This is a genomic window from Streptomyces sp. BA2, from assembly GCF_009769735.1.
Taxonomy (GTDB): domain Bacteria; phylum Actinomycetota; class Actinomycetes; order Streptomycetales; family Streptomycetaceae; genus Streptomyces.
The window spans coordinates 8,722,764-8,746,558 of record NZ_WSRO01000002.1; the positions used below are offsets into that span (position 1 = coordinate 8,722,764).

At 69.2% G+C, this 23,795-nt stretch carries 18 protein-coding genes; 9 read left to right on the forward strand and 9 right to left on the reverse strand.

Translation table 11 applies throughout. From position 1 onward, the window contains the following. Positions 1–16: 16 nt before the first annotated feature. Both E5671_RS41765 and E5671_RS41770 read left to right on the forward strand, forming a co-directional pair. A complete protein-coding gene (locus tag E5671_RS41765) occupies positions 17–1,960 on the forward strand; it encodes a glycosyl hydrolase family 28-related protein (protein ID WP_160509412.1) in 1,944 nt (647 codons plus the stop codon). A 32-nt stretch (positions 1,961–1,992) separates the two neighbouring features. Further along, positions 1,993–4,194, forward strand: coding sequence for a discoidin domain-containing protein (locus E5671_RS41770; protein ID WP_160509413.1), 2,202 nt, complete (start codon positions 1,993–1,995; stop codon positions 4,192–4,194). An 82-nt stretch (positions 4,195–4,276) separates the two neighbouring features. Here E5671_RS41770 and E5671_RS41775 read toward each other — a convergent pair whose 3' ends face one another. After that, entirely contained in the window at positions 4,277–6,508 is a 2,232-nt protein-coding gene (locus tag E5671_RS41775) for an MMPL family transporter (protein ID WP_160509414.1), read from the reverse strand. A 163-nt stretch (positions 6,509–6,671) separates the two neighbouring features. On the opposite strand from E5671_RS41775, the gene E5671_RS41780 reads away from it, so the two are divergent. The 5 genes from E5671_RS41780 (at position 6,672) to E5671_RS41800 (ending at position 12,735) form a co-directional block, all read left to right on the forward strand. Beyond that, positions 6,672–7,397 carry a TetR/AcrR family transcriptional regulator gene (locus E5671_RS41780; RefSeq protein ID WP_160509415.1) on the forward strand — a complete coding sequence of 242 codons (726 nt, stop codon included), beginning with the start codon at positions 6,672–6,674 and terminating at the stop codon, positions 7,395–7,397. A 288-nt stretch (positions 7,398–7,685) separates the two neighbouring features. Next, positions 7,686–9,098 carry a family 2B encapsulin nanocompartment shell protein gene (locus tag E5671_RS41785; protein WP_160509416.1) on the forward strand — a complete coding sequence of 471 codons (1,413 nt, stop codon included), beginning with the start codon at positions 7,686–7,688 and terminating at the stop codon, positions 9,096–9,098. Positions 9,099–9,130: 32 nt separating this feature from the next. Beyond that, entirely contained in the window at positions 9,131–10,387 is a 1,257-nt protein-coding gene (locus tag E5671_RS41790; RefSeq protein WP_443032813.1) for a family 2 encapsulin nanocompartment cargo protein terpene cyclase, read from the forward strand. A 14-nt stretch (positions 10,388–10,401) separates the two neighbouring features. Next, complete coding sequence (locus E5671_RS41795) at positions 10,402–11,286, forward strand: geranyl diphosphate 2-C-methyltransferase (protein WP_160509417.1); 885 nt, start codon at positions 10,402–10,404, stop codon at positions 11,284–11,286. Between the two features lie 168 nt (positions 11,287–11,454). Next, positions 11,455–12,735, forward strand: coding sequence for a cytochrome P450 (locus tag E5671_RS41800; RefSeq protein ID WP_202121460.1), 1,281 nt, complete (start codon positions 11,455–11,457; stop codon positions 12,733–12,735). Here the strand turns inward: E5671_RS41800 and E5671_RS41805 are convergent. Beyond that, a complete protein-coding gene (locus E5671_RS41805; RefSeq protein WP_160509419.1) occupies positions 12,732–13,130 on the reverse strand; it encodes a tautomerase family protein in 399 nt (132 codons plus the stop codon). The two genes, E5671_RS41800 and E5671_RS41805, sit on opposite strands and share 4 nt — an antisense overlap. Positions 13,131–13,248: 118 nt before the next feature. Here E5671_RS41805 and E5671_RS41810 point away from each other — a divergent pair, with 118 nt between their 5' ends. After that, positions 13,249–14,124, forward strand: a complete 876-nt coding sequence (locus E5671_RS41810; RefSeq protein ID WP_160509420.1) for a LysR family transcriptional regulator — start codon at positions 13,249–13,251, stop codon at positions 14,122–14,124. A gap of 218 nt (positions 14,125–14,342) precedes the next feature. On the opposite strand, the gene E5671_RS41815 is transcribed toward E5671_RS41810, so the two are convergent. From E5671_RS41815 to E5671_RS41830, 4 genes are all read right to left on the reverse strand, one after another. After that, entirely contained in the window at positions 14,343–14,972 is a 630-nt protein-coding gene (locus tag E5671_RS41815; RefSeq protein WP_160509421.1) for an alpha-ketoglutarate-dependent dioxygenase AlkB, read from the reverse strand. Between the two features lie 80 nt (positions 14,973–15,052). Next, complete coding sequence (locus E5671_RS41820; protein WP_160509422.1) at positions 15,053–15,319, reverse strand: GlsB/YeaQ/YmgE family stress response membrane protein; 267 nt, start codon at positions 15,317–15,319, stop codon at positions 15,053–15,055. 513 nt (positions 15,320–15,832) lie between these two features. Further along, positions 15,833–16,258, reverse strand: coding sequence for an SRPBCC family protein (locus tag E5671_RS41825; protein ID WP_160509423.1), 426 nt, complete (start codon positions 16,256–16,258; stop codon positions 15,833–15,835). Positions 16,259–16,402: 144 nt separating this feature from the next. After that, a complete protein-coding gene (locus E5671_RS41830) occupies positions 16,403–17,155 on the reverse strand; it encodes a hypothetical protein (protein ID WP_336605997.1) in 753 nt (250 codons plus the stop codon). A gap of 216 nt (positions 17,156–17,371) precedes the next feature. On the opposite strand from E5671_RS41830, the gene E5671_RS41835 reads away from it, so the two are divergent. Continuing rightward, the gene (locus tag E5671_RS41835) at positions 17,372–19,429 is read left to right on the forward strand and encodes a SpoIIE family protein phosphatase (RefSeq protein ID WP_202121461.1); all 2,058 of its coding nucleotides are present in this window, start codon (positions 17,372–17,374) and stop codon (positions 19,427–19,429) included. A 78-nt stretch (positions 19,430–19,507) separates the two neighbouring features. Here the strand turns inward: E5671_RS41835 and E5671_RS41840 are convergent, their stop codons facing one another. The 3 genes from E5671_RS41840 to E5671_RS41850 form a co-directional block, all read right to left on the reverse strand. Beyond that, on the reverse strand, positions 19,508–21,031 hold the full coding sequence (locus tag E5671_RS41840) for a catalase (RefSeq protein ID WP_160509424.1): 1,524 nt from the start codon (positions 21,029–21,031) through the stop codon (positions 19,508–19,510). Positions 21,032–21,269: 238 nt separating this feature from the next. Further along, a complete protein-coding gene (locus E5671_RS41845; RefSeq protein ID WP_160509425.1) occupies positions 21,270–22,895 on the reverse strand; it encodes an FMN-binding glutamate synthase family protein in 1,626 nt (541 codons plus the stop codon). A gap of 55 nt (positions 22,896–22,950) precedes the next feature. Next, positions 22,951–23,793 (reverse strand): alpha/beta fold hydrolase, encoded by an 843-nt coding sequence (locus E5671_RS41850; protein WP_160509426.1) that lies wholly within the window; start codon positions 23,791–23,793, stop codon positions 22,951–22,953. Between the last annotated feature and the right edge of the window lie 2 nt (positions 23,794–23,795).

Sequence of the window (23,795 nt, forward strand, 5' to 3'; positions counted from 1 at the left end):
AGGAGAGAGGCATGTCATGCCCCCCACAACAGAGAGATCAGGCTCCCTGGCCAAACAGCTGACCGCGGGGATCGCGGTCAAACGGATGACTGCCGCACTCGCCGCGCTCGCCTGCGCCGCCGCCTTGGCCGTCGCGAGCCATGCGGCCGAAGCCGCCGAACCACCCGCCCCGGTCTCGCCGTTGGCGATCGAAGGCCGCGGCGCCACTGTCCCCTTCACCGAACTGGAGGCGGAGTCCGCGGTCACCACCGGGTCCGTCATCGGCCCCGACCGGACGTACACCACCCTCCCCTCGGAAGCGTCCGGCCGCACCGCGGTACGGCTCGACGCGGCGGGGGAGTACGTCGAGTTCACCCTCACCGCCGCCGCCAACGCGATCTCCCTGCGCTATGCCCTGCCCGACAGCGCCGAGGGCACCGGCATCAGCGTACCCGTCCGGCTCAGCGCGGACGGCGATCAGCTAGCCGAGCTGAAGCTGACGTCCAAGTACGGCTGGTTCTACGGCAGTTACCCCTTCACCAACCGCCCGTCCGACGGCTCCCCGCACCACTTCTACGACGAGACGAGAGCTCTCTTCGGCAAGACGCTCCAGGCCGGCACGAAGGTGCGCGTGCAGCTTCCCTCGACCACCGCCACTCCCTGGGCGGTCATCGACCTCGCGGACTTCGAGCAGGTCGCGGAGCCGATCGCCCGTCCCGCGGCCGCCCTCTCGGTGACCGACTACGGCGCCGATCCCACCGGCGGACAGGACTCCACCACGGCCTTCCAGCGGGCGGTCGACGCCGGAAGCTCCCAGGGCAAGGACGTCTACATCCCCGAGGGGCGCTTCAAGCTCACCGACCACGTCGTCGTCGACCGGGTGACGCTGCGCGGCGCCGGCCCCTGGTACTCCGAACTCACCGGCCGCCACCCCACCGACCGCAACCGCGCGGCCGGGATCTACGGCAAGTACGTCCAAGGCGGCGGCTACAAGGGTGAGATACGGCCCCACGAGGCAGGCGGCCCGAGCCGCGACGTCACCCTCAGGGACTTCGCGATCCTCGGCGAGATCACCGACCGGGTCGACGGCGACCAGGTCAACGCCATCGGCGGCGCCCTGAGCGACTCCACCGCGGACAACGTATGGCTGCAGCACACCAAGGTCGGAGCCTGGATGGACGGCCCCATGGACAACTTCACGCTGAAGAACAGCCGGATCCTGGACCAGACCGCCGACGGCCTCAACTTCCACTGGGGCGTGACGGGTTCGAGCGTCGAGAACACCTTCGTACGCAACTCCGGCGACGACGGCCTCGCGATGTGGGCCGACACCAGGACCAACGTCGGCAACGCCTTCACGTCCAACACGGTGGTCCTGCCGATCCTCGCCAACGCCGTCGCGATCTACGGCGGCAAGGACATCTCCGTCACCGACAACGTCCTCGGCGAGAACCTCACGAACGGCGGCGGACTGCATGTGGGCAACCGCTTCGACGGCGTCACTCCCGGCAACGGAACCGACGTCACCGGCACCTTCACCCTCGCGCGCAACACCTTGATCCGGGCGGGGAACACCGACGTCGGCTGGAACTTCCCGATCGGCGCGCTCTGGTTCGACGCCCGCAACAGCCCCATCGACAAGGCCACCATCAACGTCACCGACACGGACATCCTCGACAGCTCCTACGCGGCGATCCAGTTCATCTCCGGAACCACCCGCGGGGTCGACTTCGAGGACGTGCGCATCGACGGCACCGGCACCTTCGCCCTCCAGCTCCAGGATCCGGGCGCGGCCTCCTTCACCCGGGTGACCGCCACCGGCCTCGGCTTCGACGAGCCCGTCTACAGCTGTCTGGGCGACCGCTTCACGATCACTCAGGGGCCGGGCAACTCCGGCTGGAACGAGAAGCTCCCCGCGACGTACTGCGACGTATGGCCCAAGCCCCACGCGGGCCCCGGCTCACCCAGGTCCGAGCACTGACCTCCCCACTCACAAGGAAGGTGCACCACTCCATGACCAGATACGACAGGAGCACTACAAGAACCATCCGCAAGTGGTACGCCGCCGTGGCCACCGCAGGCCTCGTCGGCACCCTCGTCACCGGTCTCACGGCCACCAGTGCGCAGGCGGCCGAGGCGGCCGCGGGCGCCACCCTGCCCTTCACCTCCATCGAGGCGGAGAGCGCGACCGCGAACGGCACCAAGATCGGCCCCGACTACACCCAGGGCACGGTCGCTTCCGAGGCGTCGGGCCGGCAGGCGGTTCGGCTCGCGGCGGGCCAGAGCGTGGAGTTCACGCTCACCAAGGCGGCGAACGCACTCAACGTCGCCTACAACGTCCCCGACGGCCAGTCGGGCTCCGTGGCCGTGTACGTCAACGGGCAGAAGATCTCCAAGACGCTGGCCGTCACGTCGAAGTACAGCTACGTCGACACCTCCTGGATCGCGGGCTCCAAGACCCACCACCTCTTCGACAACGCACGGCTGCAGCTCGGCCAGAACCTGCAGTCCGGCGACAAGGTGAAACTGGAGGCAGGCTCCACCCAGGTCACCGTCGACGTGGCGGACTTCGAGCAGGTCGCGGCGGCAGCGACCAAGCCCTCCGGCGCGCTCTCGGTCACCGACAAGGGCGCCGACACCACCGGTCAGGGCGACTCCACCCAGGCCTTCCGCGAGACCATCGCGTCCGCCAAGGGCGGCACGGTCTGGATCCCACCGGGCGAGTACAAGCTCACCCAGTCGCTCAACAACGTCGACAACGTCACCATCCGCGGCGCTGGCAACTGGCATTCGATCGTGCGCAGTTCACGCTTCATCGACCAGTCGAGCGCGCCCACCGGCAAGGTGGGTCTGCACGACTTCGCGGTGATCGGCGAGGTCACCGAGCGGGTCGACAGCAGCCCGGACAACTTCGTCAACGGCTCACTCGGCCCGAACTCCACCGTCTCCGGCATGTGGCTGCAGCACCTCAAGGTCGGCCTCTGGCTGATGGGCAACAACGACAACCTGGTCGTGGAGAAGAACCGCTTCCTCGACATGACCGCCGACGGCCTCAACCTCAACGGCACGGCCAGGGGCGTGAACGTACGCGACAACTTCCTGCGCAACACCGGCGACGACGCCCTGGCCATGTGGTCCCTCAACACCACCAACAGCGACTCGACCTTCGCGGGCAACACCATCTCGCAGCCCAACCTCGCCAACGGCATCGCCATCTACGGCGGCCGTGACATCACCGTCAAGGACAACCTGATCCTCGACACCAACGCCCTGGGCAGCGGCATCGCCATCTCCAACCAGAAGTTCATGGACCCGTTCTTCCCGCTGGCCGGCACCATCACCGTCTCCGGCAACACCCTCGTCCGCACCGGGGCCATGAACCCCAACTGGCAGCATCCGATGGGTGCGTTGCGCGTGGACGCGTACGACAGCGCCATCGAGGCCACGGTGAACATCACCGACACGACGATCACCGACAGTCCCTGGAGCGCGTACGAGTTCGTGTCGGGCGGCGGCACCGGCAAGGCCGTGAAGAACGTCAGCATCGACCGCACGACCATCGACAAGGTCGGCACGGTCGTCGTCCAGGCCGAGACGCCCGGCGCGGTGAAGATGTCGAACGTCAAGGCCACCGGGGTGGGCGCGGCCGGTATCTACAACTGCCCCTACCCGGCAGGGTCCGGCACCTTCACCCTCACCGACGGCGGCGGCAACTCCGGCTGGGACAGCACCTGGGACGACTGCTCGACGTGGCCCGAGCCCGGCGGCGGCAACCCCGACCCCGATCCGGACCGCAACCTCGCCAAGAGCCGTCCGGCCACCGCGACCGGTTCCGCCGACGTCTACACGCCGGCCAAGGCCGTCGACGGCGACGCGGCGACGTACTGGGAATCCACCAACCACGCCTTCCCCCAGTCGATCACCGTCGACCTCGGCAAGTCCGAAGCGGTGCGCAGGCTCGTCCTGAAGCTGCCGCCGCCCGCCGCCTGGGAGGCCAGGACCCAGACCCTGTCCGTCCAGGGCAGCACCGACGGCACCACCTTCAGCACGCTGGCCGAGTCGAAGGACTACCGCTTCGACCCGGCGAGCGGCAACAAGGTGACCCTCACGCTGCCCGCCTCCGCTCCAGACGTCCGCCACCTGCGGTTGCGCGTCACCGGCAACACGGGCTGGCCCGCGGCGCAGTTCAGCGAGGTGGAGGCATACCTGTCCTGAAGCGCGCTCGCCCCGCTCGCTCCCCGGCCGTGGCCGGGGAGCGAGCGGGGCGGTACGGGAGCCGTGGGGGGCAGGCCTGCGTCTAGTTCTTCACGTAGGGCGACTCGGCCTCAGGCTCCGTCGCGGCGGCAGCGGCGGGCGCGGGGCCCCTTTCGCTGAGGCCGAACCGTTCGTGGAACCTGCGCAGGAAGCCGGGCGCGTACCAGGCCGAGCGGCCGAGCAGACGCATCGCCGCCGGCAGGAGTACGCCGCGTATGGCGAGGGCGTCGATGAGGATGGCGAGGCCACTGCCCAGGCCGAACAGCTGCAGGAAGCTGATCTTGGCGACGCCGAACGCGAAGAAGCTCACCGCGAGCAGGAAGGCCGCCGCGCTGACGATGCGTCCGGTGTGCCCGAGGCCGTTGGCCACGGCTGACTCGTTGTCCTCGCCCAGCTCGTGGAGTTCCTTGATCCTGCTGGTGACGAACACCTCGTAGTCCATCGAGAGGCCGAAGGCGACGCAGAACATCAGCACGGTCATCGACGTCTCCATCGGCTGCGCGGTGAAGCCGAGCAGCGAGGAGAGATTGCCGTCCTGGAAGATCCAGGTCATGACCCCGAGGGTCGCGCCCAGACTGATCATGTTGAGGACCAGCGCACGCAGCGGATGCACGATGCTGCCGGTGAACAGGAAGAGCAGCAGGAAGGTGGTGACGGCGATCAGACCTATGGCGAGCGGGAGTTTGCTGCCGATGGAGTCGTTCGAGTCGAGCATTTCGGCGTCGGCGCCACCCACCAGCGGTTCTGTCCCGGAGGGCGGTGCGGCCGTCCTGACCTCCTCGACCAGACTCCGGGCCTCGTCCGACTTCGGTGTCAGGGTGCTCACCACGTTGAGCTGCTGCGCGGCGGGGCTGCCGAGCGCCGCGTTGCCGGGGCCGGTTGCCTTGGACCGCCCGTCGGCGTAGACGCCTGTGCTCGCCTCGACGCGGGCAACGCCTTCGAGCTTGGACAGTTCGGCCGCGTACGTCGCCAACGGGCCCTTCTCCACGGCCTTTTCGATGACGACGTGCAGGGCCGCGTCGTCATTGCCGTTGAAGTTCTCCCGCAGTGCCGTCGAGACCTGGCGGCTCTCGGCCCCCTCGGGCAGCACGCGCTCGTCCGGCGTGCCGAAGGTGATGCCGAGCAGCGGGCTCGCCGCAAGGAGCAGGATCGCGAGCACGGGCAGCGCGGTGAGCGCGGGCCGCCGCATGACGGTGCGGGCGAGGCGGCCCCAAGCGGGTGTCCCTGTTCGGGGGCGTCCGGGCTTCGCCCACGGCATCCGCCCGCTGTTGACCCGGTGCCCGAGCACGGTCAGGAGGGCGGGCATCACGAACAGGGTGGCGAGGGCCGCGATGACGACGACACCGACTCCGGAGTACCCGAACGAGCGCAGGAAGTACTGCGGGAACACCATGAGCGCCGCGAGCGCGGCCGCCACGGTCGCCGCGGAGAACGCGACCGTGCGGCCCGCGGTGTTCATCGTCGTCCGGACGGCGTCCTCCACACTCGCCCCCGACGCGAGCTGCTCCCGGAACCGGCTGATCATCAACAGGCCGTAGTCGACGCCGAGTCCGAGCCCGAGGGCCGTGGTGAGGTTGATCGCGAAGATGGAGACGTCGGTGACGCCGCCGAGCAGGAAGAGCTGTGCGAACACACCCACGATGGCGATGAGCGCGATGGCCAGCGGAAGGAGCGCGGAGACCACGGTGCCGAAGACGACCAGGAGCAGCAGGAGAATCAGCGGCACGGCGATGGACTCCGCCAGGACGAGGTCCTTCCCGATCTGTGGCCCCATCTCATGGCTCACGCCGGTGGTGCCTCCGGCCTTGACCGTGAGCGCGCCCTTGTACGTTCCGGCGTACTCGTCGATGACGCCGCCGGCGTTGTCCTGCCGCTCCGTTTCAGCACCCTTCACACGGGCGAGCACGATGGCCTCGCGGCCGTCCTTGGAGCGGAGGTCGGGGCTGTTCGTGTCCCAGTACGAGACCACGTTCTCCAGGTCCCCCTCGTCCTTGAGGTCGGACACCAGGGCCTGGCCGGTCTTCTTGGCGGCCGGGGCGTCGACGCGGCCCTCGGGGGCACGGACGAGGAGCACCAGGTTCGTCTCTCCGCCGAACTTCTCGTCGATGACCTCCCTGGCGCGGGATGACTCGGAGGCCGGGTCGTTGAAACCGCCGTCCTGCAACTTGCCGAAGGCGCCGGCGCCCAGGACACCCATGAGGGCCACAGCGAGGGCGGCGATGATGAGGATCAGCCGGGACCGACGTATCGCCAGTTCGGCTATGCGTTCAAACACGCGCTATCTCCTTTGGTGTCCATACGGGGTTGGCGGCCGCGAACGACGTTAGTGAGACGGCAAGAAATTTGGCAGTGTTAGATTTTCTTCACACCCCGCAACTCCGGGTGCCCGCAAGGGAGATCGTTGTCCGGTCAAGCACACCCGCAGAGAGGAACACGTCATGGCCACGCCCTCCCTGCGCGAGCGGCGCCGTGCCGCCGCCACACAGGAGATCCTGGACGCCGCCGAGCTCCACATCGCCGAACACGGGCCGGCGGCCCTGTCCCTGCGAGCGGTCGCCCGTACCCTCGGAATGACCGTGCAGGCGCTCTACCACTACTTTCCGAGCCGGGACGCACTCGTCACCGCGCTCGTCACCAAGGCGTACGACGCCCTGGCCGACGCCGTCCAGGCCGCCATCGACGCCGGGGCTGACGGTGCTGAGGATGAGTCCCTGCCGGGCCTGGTGATCGCGGCCGAGGGGTACCGTGGCTGGGCCATCGCCCACCCCGAGCACTTCCAACTCCTCTACGGAACGCCGCTGCGGGACTACGAGGCGCCCGTAGAGGGGCCGACCACCCTGGCGACGCGCAGGATGAGCGCCATCTTCGAGCGCGAGCTGTTCGCCGGGTACAGCGCTGAGCAGCTTGCCGCGGCCGATGCCCCCGCGCTCTCGCCCGCGCTGAGGGGACACCTGGAACAGCTGCCGCACTTCGGCGGGGGGCACCTGCCGCCCGCCGTCACCGCCCTCTACCTGAGCGCGTGGGGGCACCTGCATGGGCTCGTGGTTCTGGAGGTGTTCGGGCACACCTCCTTCCTCGGCGAACACCAGGCCGAGATCTTCCGCGTGGCGATGCGGAACCTGCTGGAGGACATTCGTCGCCGAATCCCCGGCACGAGGGCCTGACGGGGCATCAAACAACGCTGGAGTGACGGCGGGTGCGTGAGGCGAGCGCCCTCTCGGCCAAGTGGCCAGAACCCAGTGGGTTGTTCAGATAAACCTCGCGCTGAGCAAGATCACTGCTTCGAGTGCTGCGGTCGCCCTTATCGGGCGAGGCGGGCGCAACAACCGTTAAATGGTCTCTGGATCCGGACGAAATCCCTGAGATCGCCCCTCTCATCACCCCTCTACTTCCACTTTCGCCGGTTGGCACGCCTATGCCGGTTACCACCCCTGCGAAGGAGAGCCCGCCCGATGACCGTTGAGACAAGCCCGGAAGCGCAGCTGGAGCCACCCCGGCAGTCCAGCCTGGGCACCGCAGCTGCCCGCAACCTCGCCACCACGACCAAGTCCGCCCCGCAGATGCAGGAGATCACCTCTCGCTGGCTGCTGCGGATGCTCCCCTGGGTGGAGACCAAGGGCGGCACCTATCGCGTGAACCGCCGCCTGACCTACACCGTCGGAGACGGACGTATCGAGTTCGTCCAGGACGGCTCTGACGTCCGGGTGATCCCCCGGGAACTCGGCGAACTGGCCCTGCTGCGCGGCTTCGACGACGTGGAGGTGCTGACCGAGATCGCCGGCCGGTGCGCCCAGCGTGACTTCCGCGCCGGAGAGGTGCTGGTCGAGCGCGGAACCCCCGCCGGGGAGCTCCACCTGATCGCCCACGGCAGGATCAACCAGAAGTCTGTCGGCAAGTACGGGGACGAGGTCGCCGTCGGCGTACTCGCCGACGGCGAACGGTTCGGGGAGAACGCCCTTCTCGACGCCGACGCCCGCTGGGAAAGCACCGCCACCGCCGAGACCGCCGGCACTCTGCTCACCCTGTCCCGCGCCGACTTCACCTCCGTGCTCTCATCGGCGCCCCACCTCCGGGCCCACATCGACGAGTTCAGCAGGCTCCCTCGGCAACGCCAGAACAAGTACGGCGAGGCCGAGATCGCGATGTCGGCCGGCCACGCCGGCGAGGTCGCGCTGCCCGGCGCCTTCGTCGACTACGAACTCAAGCCCCGCCAGTACGAACTCTCCGCCGCCCAGACCATTCTGCGGGTCCACACAAGGGTCACCGACCTCTACAACGGGCCGATGAATCAGATGGAGGAGCAACTCAGGCTCACCATCGAGGCGCTGCGCGAGCGCCAGGAACACGAAATGATCAACAACCGCGAGTTCGGCCTGCTCCACAACGCCGACTTCAAGCAGCGGATCCAGCCCCACTCGGGACCGCCGACCCCGGACGACCTCGACGAGCTGCTCTGCCGCCGCCGTGGCACCAAGCTCTTCCTCGCCCACCCCAGGACGATCGCGGCGATCGGGCGCGAACTCAACTCCCGCGGGATCTACCCCGATCACGTCGACCTCGGCGGGCAGCAGGCACCGGCCTGGCGCGGAGTGCCGATCCTGCCGTGCAACAAAATCCCCATCACCCCGGAACAGACCAGCTCGATCCTCGCCATGCGCATCGGCGAGGACAACCAAGGCGTCGTCGGTCTGCATCAGACCGGACTGCCGGACGAGTACGAGCCGGGTTTGTCGGTGCGCTTCATGGGCATCAGCGAGCAGGCGATCACCTCGTACCTGGTCAGCACGTACTACTCCGCCGCCATCCTGGTGCCCAACGCCCTCGGCGTGCTGGAGAACGTGCAGATCGCCCGCAGGCCCGCCTGACCGCCTCCAGGCCGGCCTGATCGCTCGCAGGCCTGCCCGGAGATCCGTCGGACGGCCACGACAGCCCGGAACCTCCCCGGGCCGGGCGCCCATGCCCCGATCCGGGAGAGCCCACCCATCTCACCAAGGAGCCACGGATGCCCGAACCCGGGTCTTCCCCTCTGCCGTCGAGCCCGGCCCTGGAACGCATCCTGCGAGGCCCGAGCGGTCTGGGCACGGCGGCCCTGCACCTGGGCCGACGCGCGGAGCCGCCGGAGCCGCCCGAGCCTCCGGAGCCCCCGAAGCGCCCGGAGGCCGAGGCGCCTGCGGAGGCCCTGCACATCCCCGGCCTCTACTACCACCCCGTACCGGACCCCGACCCCGCGCGGGTGGAGGAGGTCAGCCGCAGGATCAAGGACTGGGCGGTGGACGAGGTCGAGCTGTACCCCGAGGAGTGGGAGGGCCAGTTCGACGGCTTCTCCGTCGGTCGCTACATGGTCGCCTGCCATCCCGACGCCCCCACCATCGACCACCTGATGGTCGCCACCCGGCTCATGGTCGCCGAGAACGCGGTCGACGACTGCTACTGCGAGGACCACGGCGGCTCGCCCGTCGGCCTCGGCGGGCGCCTTCTTCTGGCGCACACCGCACTCGACCCCCTGCACGCCACGAAGGAGTACCAGCCGCAGTGGGCGCAGTCGCTCCACGCGGACGCCCCGCGGCGCGCCTACCGCTCCGCGATGGAGTACTTCGTCCAACAAGCCACCCCTTCCCAGGCCGACCGCTTCCGGCACGACATGGCGCGACTGCACCTGGGGTATCTCGCGGAGGGCGCCTGGGCCCAGACGGACCACACCCCCGAGGTGTGGGAGTACCTGGCGATGCGGCAGTTCAACAACTTCCGCCCGTGCCCCGCCATCACCGACAGCGTCGGCGGCTACGAACTGCCTGCGGACCTGCACGCCCGCCCCGACATGCAGCGGGTCCTCGCGCTCGCCGGGAACGCCAGCACCATCGTCAACGACCTGTACTCGTACACCAAGGAACTCGCAAGCCCGGGAAGGCACTTGAACCTGCCCGTGGTGATCGCCGACCGAGAGGGCGTCTCCGACCGGGAGGGCTATCTCAAGGCGGTCGAGGTCCACAACGACCTCATGCACGACTTCGAGGCCGAAGCCGCCGCCTTGGCGGCCACGTGCCCCCACCCGAACGTGCTGCGCTTCCTGCGGGGCGTGGCCGTGTGGGTCGACGGCAACCACTACTGGCACCAGACCAACACCTACCGCTACAGCCTGCCCGATTTCTGGTAAGGACGGAATCATCTGTGACCAGCACTGAAATCACCACCGTCAGCGGTGCCTCCGCGTTCGTCCCCTCCCCGGCGACGCCCTACCAAGGCGACATCGCGCGCTACTGGAACAACGAGGCGCGGCCCGTGAATCTGCGCCTCGGCGATGTCGACGGGCTCTACCACCACCACTACGGCATCGGCGACGTCGACCACGCCGCCCTGGGGGATGCCGACGACAGCGAGCACGAGAAGAAGCTGATCACCGAGCTCCACCGCCTGGAGTCCGCGCAGGCCGAAGTCCTCCTGGACAGCCTCGGCGCTCCCGGGCGTGACGACACGCTCGTGGACGCAGGGTGCGGCCGTGGCGGTTCGATGGTGATGGCCCACCAGCGCTTCGGATGCAAGGTCGAGGGCGTCACCCTGTCTGCCAAGCAGGCCGACTTCGCCAATCAGCGCGCCCAGGAACTCCGCATCCAGGACCATGTGCGCGCCCGCGTCTGCAACATGCTCGACATGCCCTTCGAGACCGGTCAGGCCGCAGGCTCGTGGAACAACGAGTCGAGCATGTACGTCGACCTGCACGACCTCTTCGCCGAGCACGCGCGGATCCTCCAGGTCGGCGGCCGCTATGTGACCATCACCGGCTGCTGGAACCCGCGGTACGGCCAGCCCTCGAAGTGGGTATCGCAGATCAACGCGCACTTCGAGTGCAACATCCACTCCCGCCGGGAGTACCTGCGGGCCATGGCCGACAACCGTCTCGTACCGCAGGCCGTCATCGACCTGACACCCGAGACCTTGCCCTACTGGGAGTTGCGGGCCACGTCCTCGCTCGTCACCGGCATCGAGGAGGCGTTCATCAACTCGTACAAGGACGGCTCCTTCCAGTACGTCCTGATCGCCGCCGACCGCGTCTGACCGTCCGGCGACGCGAGGGGTCGGGCCGTCACACGCGGCGGCCCGGCCCCTTCGGTGCTCCAAGTGCGGTGGCAGGGCGCCCTGTTGCGCGCCGATCCGGCTCACCTACAGTGCGTGAGGCCCGTCCTCGCCCGTGACGACGTACAGCCGCCGACCAGGAGCAGCCCCTTGGCCACCCGCCGCGTCCCCGAGCTCGATCCCGCCGTCGTCGAACAGTGGCAGGCCGGGGGAGGGGAGCTCATCGATCTCCTCGCCCAGGCGCGCGAACAGCTCGGCGGCGTCGCCGCCTTCCGGCTCGGTCCGCGCCCGACCGTCCTGATCACCGACCCCGTAGCCGTGCAGCACGTGCTCGCGCTCCATCCCGGCAGGTACGTGAAGCGCTCGCACCGCGCCCGGCTGCTGATCGGTGACGGAGTCCTGGCCGCCACGGGCGAGGCATGGCAGCGTCAACGGCGGCTGTTGCAGTCCCAGTTCACCGGCCGGGGCATGCGCCGCTACGAGCAGCGGATCGCCGAAGCCGCCCGGACCTCGGCGGCACGCTGGGACGCGTACGCACGCACCGGGCAGGTCTTCGACGTCGGCGACGAGATGCGCCGCTTCGCCCTGGACACCATCTGGCGCTCCCTGACCGGACACCCCCTCGACCCGGCGACGGAGCGTGAACTGGCCGCCGTGCCCGCCGTGGTGGCCGCCCTGCCAAGCCTGCCCGCCGACAGCGCAGCGGCCCAAGGTGAGGTCGCCGCCGAGCTGGCCCGCATCGACGCGGTGGCGAGCCACGCCATCGCCGCGGCGCGCGACAACGCCGCCGGACCCGACGGTCCTGGCCTGCTGCACGTCCTGCTCGAAGCGGCCCAAACGCGCCCCGAGTACACCGACGGGCTGATCCGCGACGAGCTCGTCACCCTGCTTGTCGCCGGGCACGAGACCACCGCCACCACCCTGACCTGGCTCTACCTCCTGTTGGACCGCAATCCGGAGGCGCGTGAGCAGGCTCTCGCCGCGGGTGCCGACGGCTCGCCCGAGCGGCGGCAGGCCATCCAGGCGCTCGTCCACGAAGCGCTGCGGTTCTACCCGTCCGCCTGGATACTGCCGCGCAGCGCGGCACAGGACGACACCCTGGCCGGGTACGAGGTCGAAGAGGGCACCGACGTACTGGTCTGCCCCTACCTCACCCACCGGGACCCCGAACTCTGGGACGCCCCGGCCCGATTCGACCCGGCACGCTTCACGGCCCCGGGCCGACGCCCCACCCACCCGGGAAGCTACTTCCCGTTCGGCATCGGCCCCCGGGCCTGCCTGGGCCTGCAGTTCGCGCTGCGGGAGTCGACAGTCCTCCTGGAACACCTGCTGCCCACGCACACCCCGAGCTTCCGCTCCACCCCGGAAGGGGCCGTCTACAGCATCACGGTCCGCCCCGACGGCCCGACACCCGCCGTGCTGGCCGGTTAGGCGGCCGTCGCGGCCCGGCGGTAGTAGTCGAACTGGGTCACCCCGTTGTAGCCGTAGCTCTCGGGATGCAGTTCGTGCAGCGCGACCCCGGACCGGGCGAGCGGTCCGAGGACGTCCGTCAGGAGTTGACCGGCATCGGCGATGAAGGCCGCCTTCTCCGCAGCGCTGTTGGTGCCCAGGGTGATGCTGACCTCCACGTGCGCGTCGAGCGCGCCGGTCAGTGGCTTGCCGTCGACGAAGTACCCGTCGGCCGGAACCACGTCGATGTGGACGATGGTCCGGGCGCGGGACTTGCCCAGGGCCGAGACCGCGAGGCCGGTGAGACCCTCGGCCAGGGTGCGCCGGGTGGCGGTGGGAAGGGCGGCGTCGGTGACGGTGACGCGGATGAACGGCATGGTTCTCCTCAGTACGCGCTCGGCGGGTGCCGGCCGGAGTCGGCGGCACGGATCAAGCCTCGCCAACCTGCGACGATGGATCCAACGCACCGAAGTCATAGCTCTATGAGGACGCCGCATGACCGTGAACCTTCCCCAGCTGAGGGCCTTCCTCGCCGTGGTCGAAGCGGGCGGCTTCAGCGCGGCAGCCGACGAGCTGGGCATGAGTCAGTCCGCGGTGTCGCACGCCGTCGCCTCCCTCGAACGTGAACTGACGGCTCCGCTGCTGGTCCGCGCCACGCCGGTACGGACCACGGCGCTGGGGGAACGGATCCTGCCGCATGCCCGTACGGCCCTGGCGGCGGCCCGGTCCGTGGAGCAGGTCGCGGCCGAGGCCGCGGAGACGATGACCGGCACCGTACGGCTGGCCTGCACGCCGACGGTCTGCCAGGGGTTGATCCCGGGCCTGCTGCGGCACTGGGCCGATGACCAACCGCGGGTGACGGTACGGGCCTTCGAGGGCGACAGCGCAGAAGTGTCCGCCTGGCTGGCGGACGGCGTGGCCGACGCGGCCGTCGTGATCGATCCGCCGCCCGGGACCGGCATCCACCTGGCCGATGACCACTACCGTGCCGTGCTGCCCCGGGATCATCCCCTGGCGGACGAACCGCGTGTGGACATCGGGGACTTGGCGGACGACCGGTTCCTGATCTCGCCCGACAACTGCGAGGACCGCATCCGCACGATCCACACGCAGGCCGGGCTGCCTTTCGACCCCGCCCACCGAGTGCGCGATCTGACGACGCTGATCAGCATGGTGCAGGCGGGCATCGGTGTGACCGTCCTGTCCGAGGTCTCGCGCTCCCTGCTCCCGTCCGACCTGACTCTGCTGCCGCTGAAGCCCGAGATGTCCCGCCGCCTCGTACTGGCAGGGCCGCACGCCCGCCCCTGGCACCCGGCGGTCCGCGCACTGGCGGAGTCAGCCGCCGCCCACCTGGCGCCGGCTCGGTTCTGAGGGCAGAAAAAAGCCCCGGTCCCTCGCGAGGGACCGGGGCTTGTCGCGAGCGCTGGGCAGGCCTTGCACCTGCATTTCCCCGCAGGAAGCGGGGCGTCTTTCCTTGGACGACCAACGCCGGGCCCGCTGCCAGGAGTTCCGGCCGCAGGCGCAAGATCAACTGTAGCGCATGGGGCGGGTCGGCCGCACCCCGCTCCCGTACGCCTGCGGACGGTCGGTCACTGCACTCCGTGCGGCCGGAACTGGATGCTGATGCGTCCACCGGCGGCCCGGGTCGACTTGGGGATGGCGTGTTCCCAGGTGCGCTGACAGGAGCCGCCCATCACGATCAGATCGCCGTGTCCGAGCGGGCGTCGGACGACCTCGCCCCCGTGGCGCGGGCGCAGCAGCAGGTCACGGGGTGCTCCCACGGAGAGGATGGCGACCATCGTGTCCTCGCGGGCGCCCCGGCCGATGCGGTCGCCGTGCCAGGCCACGCTGTCGCGCCCGTCGCGGTAGTGGCACAGGCCGGCCGTCGTGAAGGCTTCGCCGAGCTCGGAGGCGTAGTACGCGGAGAGGGCTTCGCGGGCCTCGTCGAGCACGGCATGGGGGAGTGGTTCGCCTGCGCGGTAGAAGGCGAGCAGGCGCGGGACGTCCACGACCCGTTCGTACATCTGGCGGCGCTCGGCCTTCCATGGGACGTCCGTGGCGAGCCGCTCGAACAGGACGTCGGCGCCACTGAGCCAGCCCGGCAGGAGGTCGATCCACGCACCGTCACCGAGGACCGTCCTGCGGACTCCGTCCAGAGGGCCCAGGCGCACGTCATCGCTCTGATCGAAGAGCGAGCCCTGGAGCTGGTGCGTTGCCATGCGGCCAGTGTACCGAATGATTCGAACATGCGAGCTAATCCGAATGATGGTGGCTGCGTGTCGCCACGAGGCCGCCGTGGTTAGCGGGACCGCTCTCCCGTGACCAGGCGATAGAGGATCAGGACGATCACGGAACCGATGACGGCGGCGATCCAGGTCGACAGGTGGAAGAACCCGTTGATCGAGTGGACGCCGAAGACCACCTTGCCCAGCCAGCCGCCGAGCAGCCCGCCCACGATGCCGATCAACATCGTCACCAGGCAGCCTCCGGGGTCCTTGCCGGGAGTGAGGGCCTTGGCGATGGCCCCCGCGATGAGACCGATCAGGATCCAGGCGATGATGCCCACGAGTGTGTTCCCTTCCCTTGTGCGCGTGCCGGCGTGTGATCTGCCGCCGGGCACTGGGACGCCTGTCCACCCGCGGATCTCGCACACGGGACCTTGGTCATCAACCACGGGACCAAGGTCATCCCGCTCGGTGGATGTGAAGAGAGCGTTGCAGTCTCTCCATAAGTTCGGGGCCGTGAGCAGGACGGTCACGGGCAGGCGAGGAGAGAAGCCGCGAGGAGGACGCTGCCGATGCTAGTTGTCGCTCTTTTGCTCCTGCCGGCCATGGGACTCCTGATCATCGCCATGGACCGTATCGAGGACCGGATGAACGGGGAAGCGTGGCCGAGAACCGATCGGCGCGCACGCCACCTTCGCCTCGTCCACGGCGGAGGGCACGCGGGACGTCATCGAGCGTCCGCCGCCGAGCATCGCAGCGACGCGGCCTGAGGCACGGCACGACGAGAGGGCGTCGGGCCACCTTCCACGGAAGGTGGCCCGACGCCCTCTCGTCAGTGGGCCCCGTCGGGGGGGCTAGCGTGCTGCAGTCTTCTCGGCGAGCTTCTGGAACTCACCCAGGTCGTAATTGGCCAGGGTGGAGTCGAGATTGGTCAGAGCGCCGAGGTGTTCGACGAAGCCCTTGGGGTCGTACTCGACTTGGAGCGTCACCCGGCTCGTCGTGTCGCTGAGGCGGTGGAAGGTCACCACACCCGCGTGGTCCACCCCTTCGATGGTGTGCCAGGCGATCCGGTTCTCGGGCACCACTTCGGTGAGCTCGGCGACGAAGTTCTTCTCCGCACCGGGAAGTTCGAGCTGCCACGCGAAGCGTCGCTCGTCCATCGGCTCGACCAGCCGTACGTGGCTGAGGAAGGAGGGCCAGCGGGCCACGTCGCTCCACAGCTGCCAGGCGACGGAAACCGGCGCCCGGACATCGACGGACTCGAGCAGGGACGCGGACATACGCACCTCTTTCTGCATGGGGAATGGCCACGGGATCTCGGTTCTCCGGGCCGGTGAGGCAATGGCGCTCCGGTACCCCTCAAGGGACGCACCATGCGAGCCAAGGAACGCACCATGCGAGAACGCCACTCCGCCGATCCGGCGTCACGCCTTCTGGGCGGACGCGGCAAGATCCTTGAGGTCGACGGTCTCGCCGGGTGCGGGCGCCTCGGGGCTGACCGACTTGCCGTAGTCGCTGAAGGTGGCGGTGTTGGGTTCCCCGCCGCCCGTCGACGTCGTACGCAGGATGTACGGTTTGCCCTCGGTGGCCACGTACATCGTGAGGGTCTCGCCGCCGGAGGTCTTCTTCGTCAGCCGGATCGTCTCGGCTCCGTCGACGTTCGTCGTCGAGCCCTTCTTCATGCCCTTGCGTTCCGACTTGTCCTTGTCCATGGAAGCCATGAGCGCCTTCTTGTCGCACAGGCTCTTCGTCGTCGCGTCGTCGGCGGGCGCCTTCACCCACTTGTCGGCCACCTTCGGCACGATCTTGTCGCTACCGGCCTGACCCTTGAGGGCCTTCTGCCAGTACTTCTCGTCGCCCCGCAGGTAGAACGTCCCCTTCGCGTTCCGGACGTCCGCCAACGTACCCTCCGCCCGGATGCTGCCGTCACAGTTCTTGCTGTTGTCCACCGACAGGTCGACGGTCATCGTGGAACCCGCCGATTGCTGCACGGTTCCCTTCATGTGCATCGAGTCGGCCTGCTCTGTGGCCTTGACCGCGTCCGCCGCGATCTGATCGGCGCTCTTGCCCGCGAACGGCTGCTCGGACTTGTCGTCCGATGCGTCGCCACCGCAACCGGCCAGAGCCACTAACGCCGCTCCGGCGGCCGCGGCCGCCATGGTTCTGCTGCCCCTCACCACGTCTGCTCCTTCCTGAGGGTGCGTCCGCGCCCTCCGGTCGTCGTCCGCGGCATCCCGGCCGCGGAACACCCGGTTACCCCATTGCCGCGATGGATCACCGGAAGGCTGATGTCCACTTTCTGCGACGGTTCCGGGCGGGTGGGCCGGAGCGCGACGGCCGCGCGCCTGGGACTCCTGGCGCTTATGGTGACCGAGCGGCATACGGAGACAGCCATGACGTCACCCAAGAAGTCACCCAAGAAGTCACCCATCGACCTGGAACAGTGCCTGCTCCTGACCGGCATGGGCAGTTTCGACTGGGACCTCGAGACCGGTGAGCTCGGGCTCGACGCCAGCGCCCTCGCGGTGCTCGACCTGCGACCCGACGAGTTCCACGGCCGGGTCACCTCATTGCAGGGACGCGTGCCCCCAGAGGAAGCCGTGCGCATCAGCTTCGCCGTCACGGAGGCGGACACCACGGGCATGGACCTCTACGGCGTCTACTTCCGTGTCCGCCACCGCGACGGCTCGGTGCACCTCACGCACGCCCGTGGACGCATCCTGCGCGACGACGCGAGCCGGGCCGTGCGCGCCGTCGGCATCGTGCGGACGGCCGCGGACGACGGGGCCCAGCTCGCGGCCACCGACCCCAGGGAGGAGCGCAGGCAGGGCGTCGCCCTGATGGTGCAGGGCACCACGCAGGCCCTCTCCCGGGCCGTCACCGTCGACGACGTGGTGGCCGTGCTGTCCGGCGCGAGCGGCCTCGACCGGTTCGCCGCCGACGGCCTGGTCCTCGGCCTCGTCGAGGGCGAGAACCTGAAGCTGATCGCCCTGGTGGGCCAGACGATGCAGGCGCTCGACGAACTCAAGCTGCACAAGGTCGACGAATCGCTGCCGCTGGCCGAGGCCGTCGTGACCCGCCAGCCCCGCTTCGTGGGCTCGTTGCCCGATCTCGGTCAGCGCTTCACCCGCCTCGGGCCCTACATCGAGCACATGCAGCTCGACTCGGCGGCGTTCCTGCCTCTGGTCGCGCAGGACCGCGCCATCGGCGGACTCGCGCTCTTCTACCGCGGCCGGAAGGATTTCACCGACGCCGACCGCAACCTCTGCATCGGGCTTTCCGGCATCGTCGCCCAGTCGCTGCAGCGCGCCATGCTGTTCGACGAGGAACGGGACCTCGCCAAGAGTCTGCAGGCCACGATGTTGCCCCGCGGGATCCCCGAGGTCGCGGACTCCGAGGTCGCCGTGCGGTATCACGCCGCCTGGGGCGGTCGCGACGTAGGAGGCGATTTCTACGACGTCATCACCCTGCCCCGCGGACGCATCGGCGTGGTCGTCGGCGACGTACAGGGACACGACACCCACGCCGCGGCCATCATGGGGCAGCTTCGCATCGCCCTGCGGGCCTTCGCCGGTGAGGGGCACCCGCCCGCGACGGTCCTCTCGCGTGCCTCCCGCTTCCTGGCCGAGCTGGACACCGAGCGCTTCGCCACCTGCACCTATGCCCAGTTCGACCCCGCCACCGGCATCGTGCGCGCGGTGCGGGCCGGACATCTGCCGCCTCTCGTGCGGCATGTGGACGGCCGCGTGGGCGTGCCACGGGTCCGAGGCGGGCTGCCGCTGGGGCTCGCCACCGAGTTCGGCATGGAGGACTACCCCGAGGTGCGGCTCGATCTCGTGCCGGGCGAGACCATGGTGCTGTGCACGGACGGGCTCGTGGAGGACGCAGGCCTCGATCTCGACACCGGCATCCAGAACCTCGCCCAGGTGTTGTCCACGGGACCCGAGGGCGCCGAGGACCTGGCGGACCACCTCTCGGGCGCGCTGTGGGAGAGATGGGGCAGCAGTGACGACGTGGCGCTCCTGGTCCTGCGCAGGCTGCCCGACCCCGGCACGCTCCAGGAGCCGCGCATTCACCGGTACGTCCACCAGGCCGACCCCGAAGGACTCGCCGACGCGCGCGCGGCGCTGCGGGGTCACCTCGCGTCGTGGGGTCTTGGAGCGGTCGCCGACGATGTCGAAGTCGCTGCGGGCGAACTGCTCGTCAACGCCCTGGTCCACACCGACGGGGGCGCCATCCTCACGCTAGAGGTGCTCACGGGCCCGCCTCGCCGTGTCCGCCTCTGGGTGAAGGACCGCTCGAGCACCCGCCCCCGCAAGAGGTCCCCGATGGAGACCGCCACCTCCGGCCGTGGCCTGCTCCTGGTGGAGGCGGTCGCTTCGCGCTGGGGCATCGAGCCGCGAGGCGAGGGCAAGGCCGTCTGGTGCGACTTCGCGGTGCCTGGGGAGTGACGGCCCGGGGCCACACATGCGCGTCGGCCGCTGCCCCCCACAGGCAGCGGCCGACGAGTGCGGGTCGGTCAGGGTCGGTCAGGCCTTGTCCTGCATGCTGCTGCGGGCCGGATTGGCCTGCTCCGCGGCCTTGGGGTCCTTCTCGTTCGCCTTGGCGCGCACTCCCTGCTCGATGCGCTGACCGATGGACTTGTCGATGTTCGACCAGTACTCGAAGGCCCTGACGAGCACGGGTTCGGTCACTCCGTTGAGCAGGTGCCCGACGACGTTGTCCACGAGGCGGTCGCGCGCGGCGTCGTCGAGGACCTCGCGCACCATGGTGCCCGGCTGGCCCCAGTCGTCGTCCTCGGCGTGGTCGACGTAGGCGGCGCGGGTGATGTCACCGTCCGCGTACCAGCTGGGCGGGGTGCCGTAGCGGTCCGTGTCGGCGGCCGGGCCGCCCTTGGAGTTCGGTGCGTAGACCGGGTCGGTGACCTTGCGGTAGGCCATCGCCCCGTCCTTGGAGTACGAGTGCAGCGGCACGATCGGGGCGTTGACCGGGAGCTGCTGGTAGTTGCCGCCGATGCGGTGGCGGTGCGCGTCGGCGTAGGAGAACAGCCTCGCGAGGAGCATGCGGTCGGGGCTCGGGCCGATGCCGGGGACCAGGTTGTTCGGCTGGAAGGCCGCCTGCTCGATCTCGGCGTGGTTGTCCGTGGGGTTGCGGTCCAGGGTCATCTTGCCGACCTCGACCAGCGGGTAGTCACCGTGCGGCCAGACCTTGGTCAGGTCGAACGGGTTGAAGCGGTAGGTGGCCGCGTCCTCGTACGGCATGAGCTGCACGTACAGGGTCCAGCTCGGGTACTCCCCGTCCCGGATGTGCTCGAATAGATCACGGGTGTGGTAGTCCGTGTCGGCCGCGGCCATCTGGTCGGCCTCGTGCTGCGTGAAGTGCTCGACGCCCTGGTCGGTCTTGAAGTGGTACTTCACCCAGAACCGCTCGCCCTGCGCGTTGATCCACATGTACGTGTGCGAGGTGTAGCCGTTCATGTGGCGCCAGGTGCGCGGGATGCCCCGGTCGCCCATCAGCCACGTGACCTGGTGGGCGGACTCGGGCGAGAGGGTCCAGAAGTCCCACTGCATGTCGTGGTCGCGGAGGTTGTTGTCCGCCCGGCGTTTCTGGGACCGGATGAAGTGCTGGAACTTCATCGGGTCCTTCACGAAGAAGACCGGGGTGTTGTTCCCCACCATGTCGTAGTTGCCCTCGGTGGTGTAGAACTTCACCGCGAATCCGCGCGGGTCGCGCCAGGTGTCCGGGCTCCCGCGCTCGCCGGCGACGGTGGAGAACCTGATCACCAGGTCGGTGCGCGTGCCCGGCTGGAAGAGGGCGGCCTTCGTGTAGGAACTGACGTCTCCGGTGACTTCGAAGTGACCGAAGGCGCCGCTGCCTTTGGCGTGCGGCTGCCGCTCAGGAATCCGCTCCCGGTTGAACTGCGCCATCTGTTCGATCAGATAGGAGTCCTGGAGCAGGATGGGGCCACCGGCGCCGACGGTGAGCGAGTGCTCATCGCTTTCGACCGGAACGCCGGCGTCCGTGGTGGTCGCCTTACCTGTGACGTCGCTCATGAGGTACGAGTGCCTTTCGGTGGGTGATGTTCTCTGCGCCGCGACGGCCTGGGCAGGCCTGCGGCTGCGAAGGGCTGTCTGTCGAGGGTCGGTCTGTGGCGTGGCGGATTCGGCGGCGCGTGGGCGTCGAGTCCATATTGCGGCTTTTCCCCCGGTGTGGCCATTTATTCCACTACGGGCCTCCTGGCAGGGGCTGAGTTCTCCGTGGAGCTCTTCGTGGTGCTCTCCATGGGTGGGTCTATCGCTGGACAGTGTCCGAGTGCCCGACTTGGCGCCGGCAATACGTGGCGAATGCGTCCGGATCCGCCGCCCGCCAGTCGGCGGCCCAGCTCTCGGGCGGTGCGGTGAGCAGTTCGCCGGGGGAGAGCCACTCGTACAGCTCGGCGTAGGACCGGAACTCGCCGCGGTCCTCGCGGCGCCGCAGGAGATGCGGGCCCAGTTCCGTGGTGTCGCGGACGCCCATCGCGGCCATGATCTGAAGGGCGCTGTCGACGGTGGCCTGTTGGTAGCGCGTGACGCGCGCGGCTTTGTCGACGACGTCGAGAGCGCGTGCCCGGTGCGGGTCCTGGGTGGTGACGCCGGTCGGGCAGCGGTTGGTGTGACAGCGCTGAGCCTGGATGCAGCCGACGGCGAACATCATCGCGCGGGCCGCGTTGGTGTAGTCGGCGCCCAGGAGGAGGCGCTTGACGATGTCGGAGCCCGTCGCCACCTTGCCGCTGGCGCCGAGGCGGATCCTCTCCCGCAGGCCCGTGCCCGTCAGGGCGCTGTGCACGGTGAAGAGGCCTTCGGTGAGCGGCATGCCGAGGTGGTCGGCGAATTCCAGCGGTGCCGCACCCGTGCCGCCCTCCGCACCGTCCACGACGATGAAGTCCGGAGTGACCTCTTCCGCCGCCATGGCTTTGCACACGGCGAGGAACTGGGTCCGGGACCCGGGGCACAGCTTGAAGCCCACCGGCTTGCCGTCCGCCAGCTCCCGCATCCGGGCGAGGAATTGGACGAGTTCGCGAGGGGTGGAGAAGACGCGGTGGTACGGCGGCGATACGACGGTCTCGCCTTCGGGCACGCCCCGTACCGAGGCGATCTCGGCGTTGACCTTGCTGCCGGGCAGGACGCCGCCGATCCCCGGTTTCGCGCCCTGCGACAGCTTGAGCGACACGCAGCGCACGGAAGGGTGGGCGGCCTTCTCGGCGAACTGCCGTGCGTCGAAATCCCCGTCACGGGTGCGGCAGCCGAAGTAGCCGGTGCCGATCTCCCAGACGAGGTCGCCGCCGGGCCGCAGGTGGTGCGTGGACAGGCCGCCCTCGCCGGTGTCGTGTGCGAACCCGCCGCGTGCCGCACCCGTGTTCAGGGCCACGATGGCGTTGGAGGAGAGCGAGCCGAAGCTCATCGCCGAGACGTTGAGGAGAGCCATGTCGTACGGAGTGGTGCAGTCGGGGCCGCCGATCCGTACGCGGGGCGGCTCGTCGGGCACGCCCGCCGGTGCCATGGACGGCACGAGGAACTCGTAGCCGCGGGCGTCCATGTCCCGCTCACTGCCGAACGGTTCCTCGGCGGCGACCCCCTTGGCCCGTTCGTAGACGATGCTGCGGGTGTCGCGGTCGTAGGGCCTGCCGTCGTAGTCGCGCTCCACGAAGTACTGCTGGAGCTCCGGGCGCAGCGTCTCCATGAGGAACCGCAGATGGCCGAGCACGGGATAGTTCCGCAGCACGGAGTGCCGCCCTTGCACCAGGTCGTACGTGCCGGTCAGTGCCACGGCCAGGAAGGGGGCCGCGGCCGTCCACCACCACGGGGATGCCAGGAGGGCGAGCAGCACACCGCCCACTGCGCAGGCCGTCAACAGGCCGACCACCACGAAACGCGTCATGCACCACGTGTGACCTGATTCGAGCTGGTCACACGTGGGAGGCCGCTACCAGCCGCTACCCCAGGAACGCCGCCGTGGTCGCCACGAACTCCTCGGCTTCGTCGAGCCAGGGATAGTGCCCCGTTGCCGACTGCACGACGAACGTCGCGTCGCGGAACAGCGTCGCGAACTCGGCGACCGCCTGCGGAGGGCTGTTCATGTCGAACTCTCCGGTGAGCAGCAGCACCGGCATCCGACAGCTCGCGAGCCCCGCACGAGTGGCCTCCGGGTCGAAGGCGCCCGCTGCCGCGAAGCCGGTGACGGCTTCCTTGTTGTCCGGCTGACTCGTGGAGTGGTGGTGCTGTGCGGCGGCGTCCCACCGGCCGTAGAAGAAGGGGCTGATGGCCTCCCAGTCCATGCCGGTGCCGTTCGTGATCGCCTCCAGGGCGGCGAACGCCGACGGGAACCACGGCTCGCCCTTACGTGACAGCGCGAGCTCACGCCGCATCTCACCAGGGACGTCGATACCGACGGCTCGGGTGCCGGGGCCGATCAGGGCGAGCTTGCTGACGTTTTGGGGGTACCGGGCCGCGTACTGCGTCGCGACGTTCGCGCCGGCGGAGTGGCCGAGCAGGTCCATCCGGTGGAGCCCGAGGTGCGCGCGCAGGGCCTCGACGTCCTCGACGAGGCGGTCGCACCGGTAGGAGGCGGGATCTTCGGGAACCGCGGACCGGCCGGTGCCGCGGGTGTCCAGGACGATGAGCTGCCGGTGCGCGGACAGACCGCCGAGGTCGCCGAGGTAGCGGGAGCCGGCGGGGCCGCCGGGGATGCAGACGACAGGGTCGCCGTCTCCGCGTACGTCTCTTCCCTGTACGTGGTAGGCGAGCTGGGTTCCGTCAGGCGCGGAGTAGGTGGGCATGA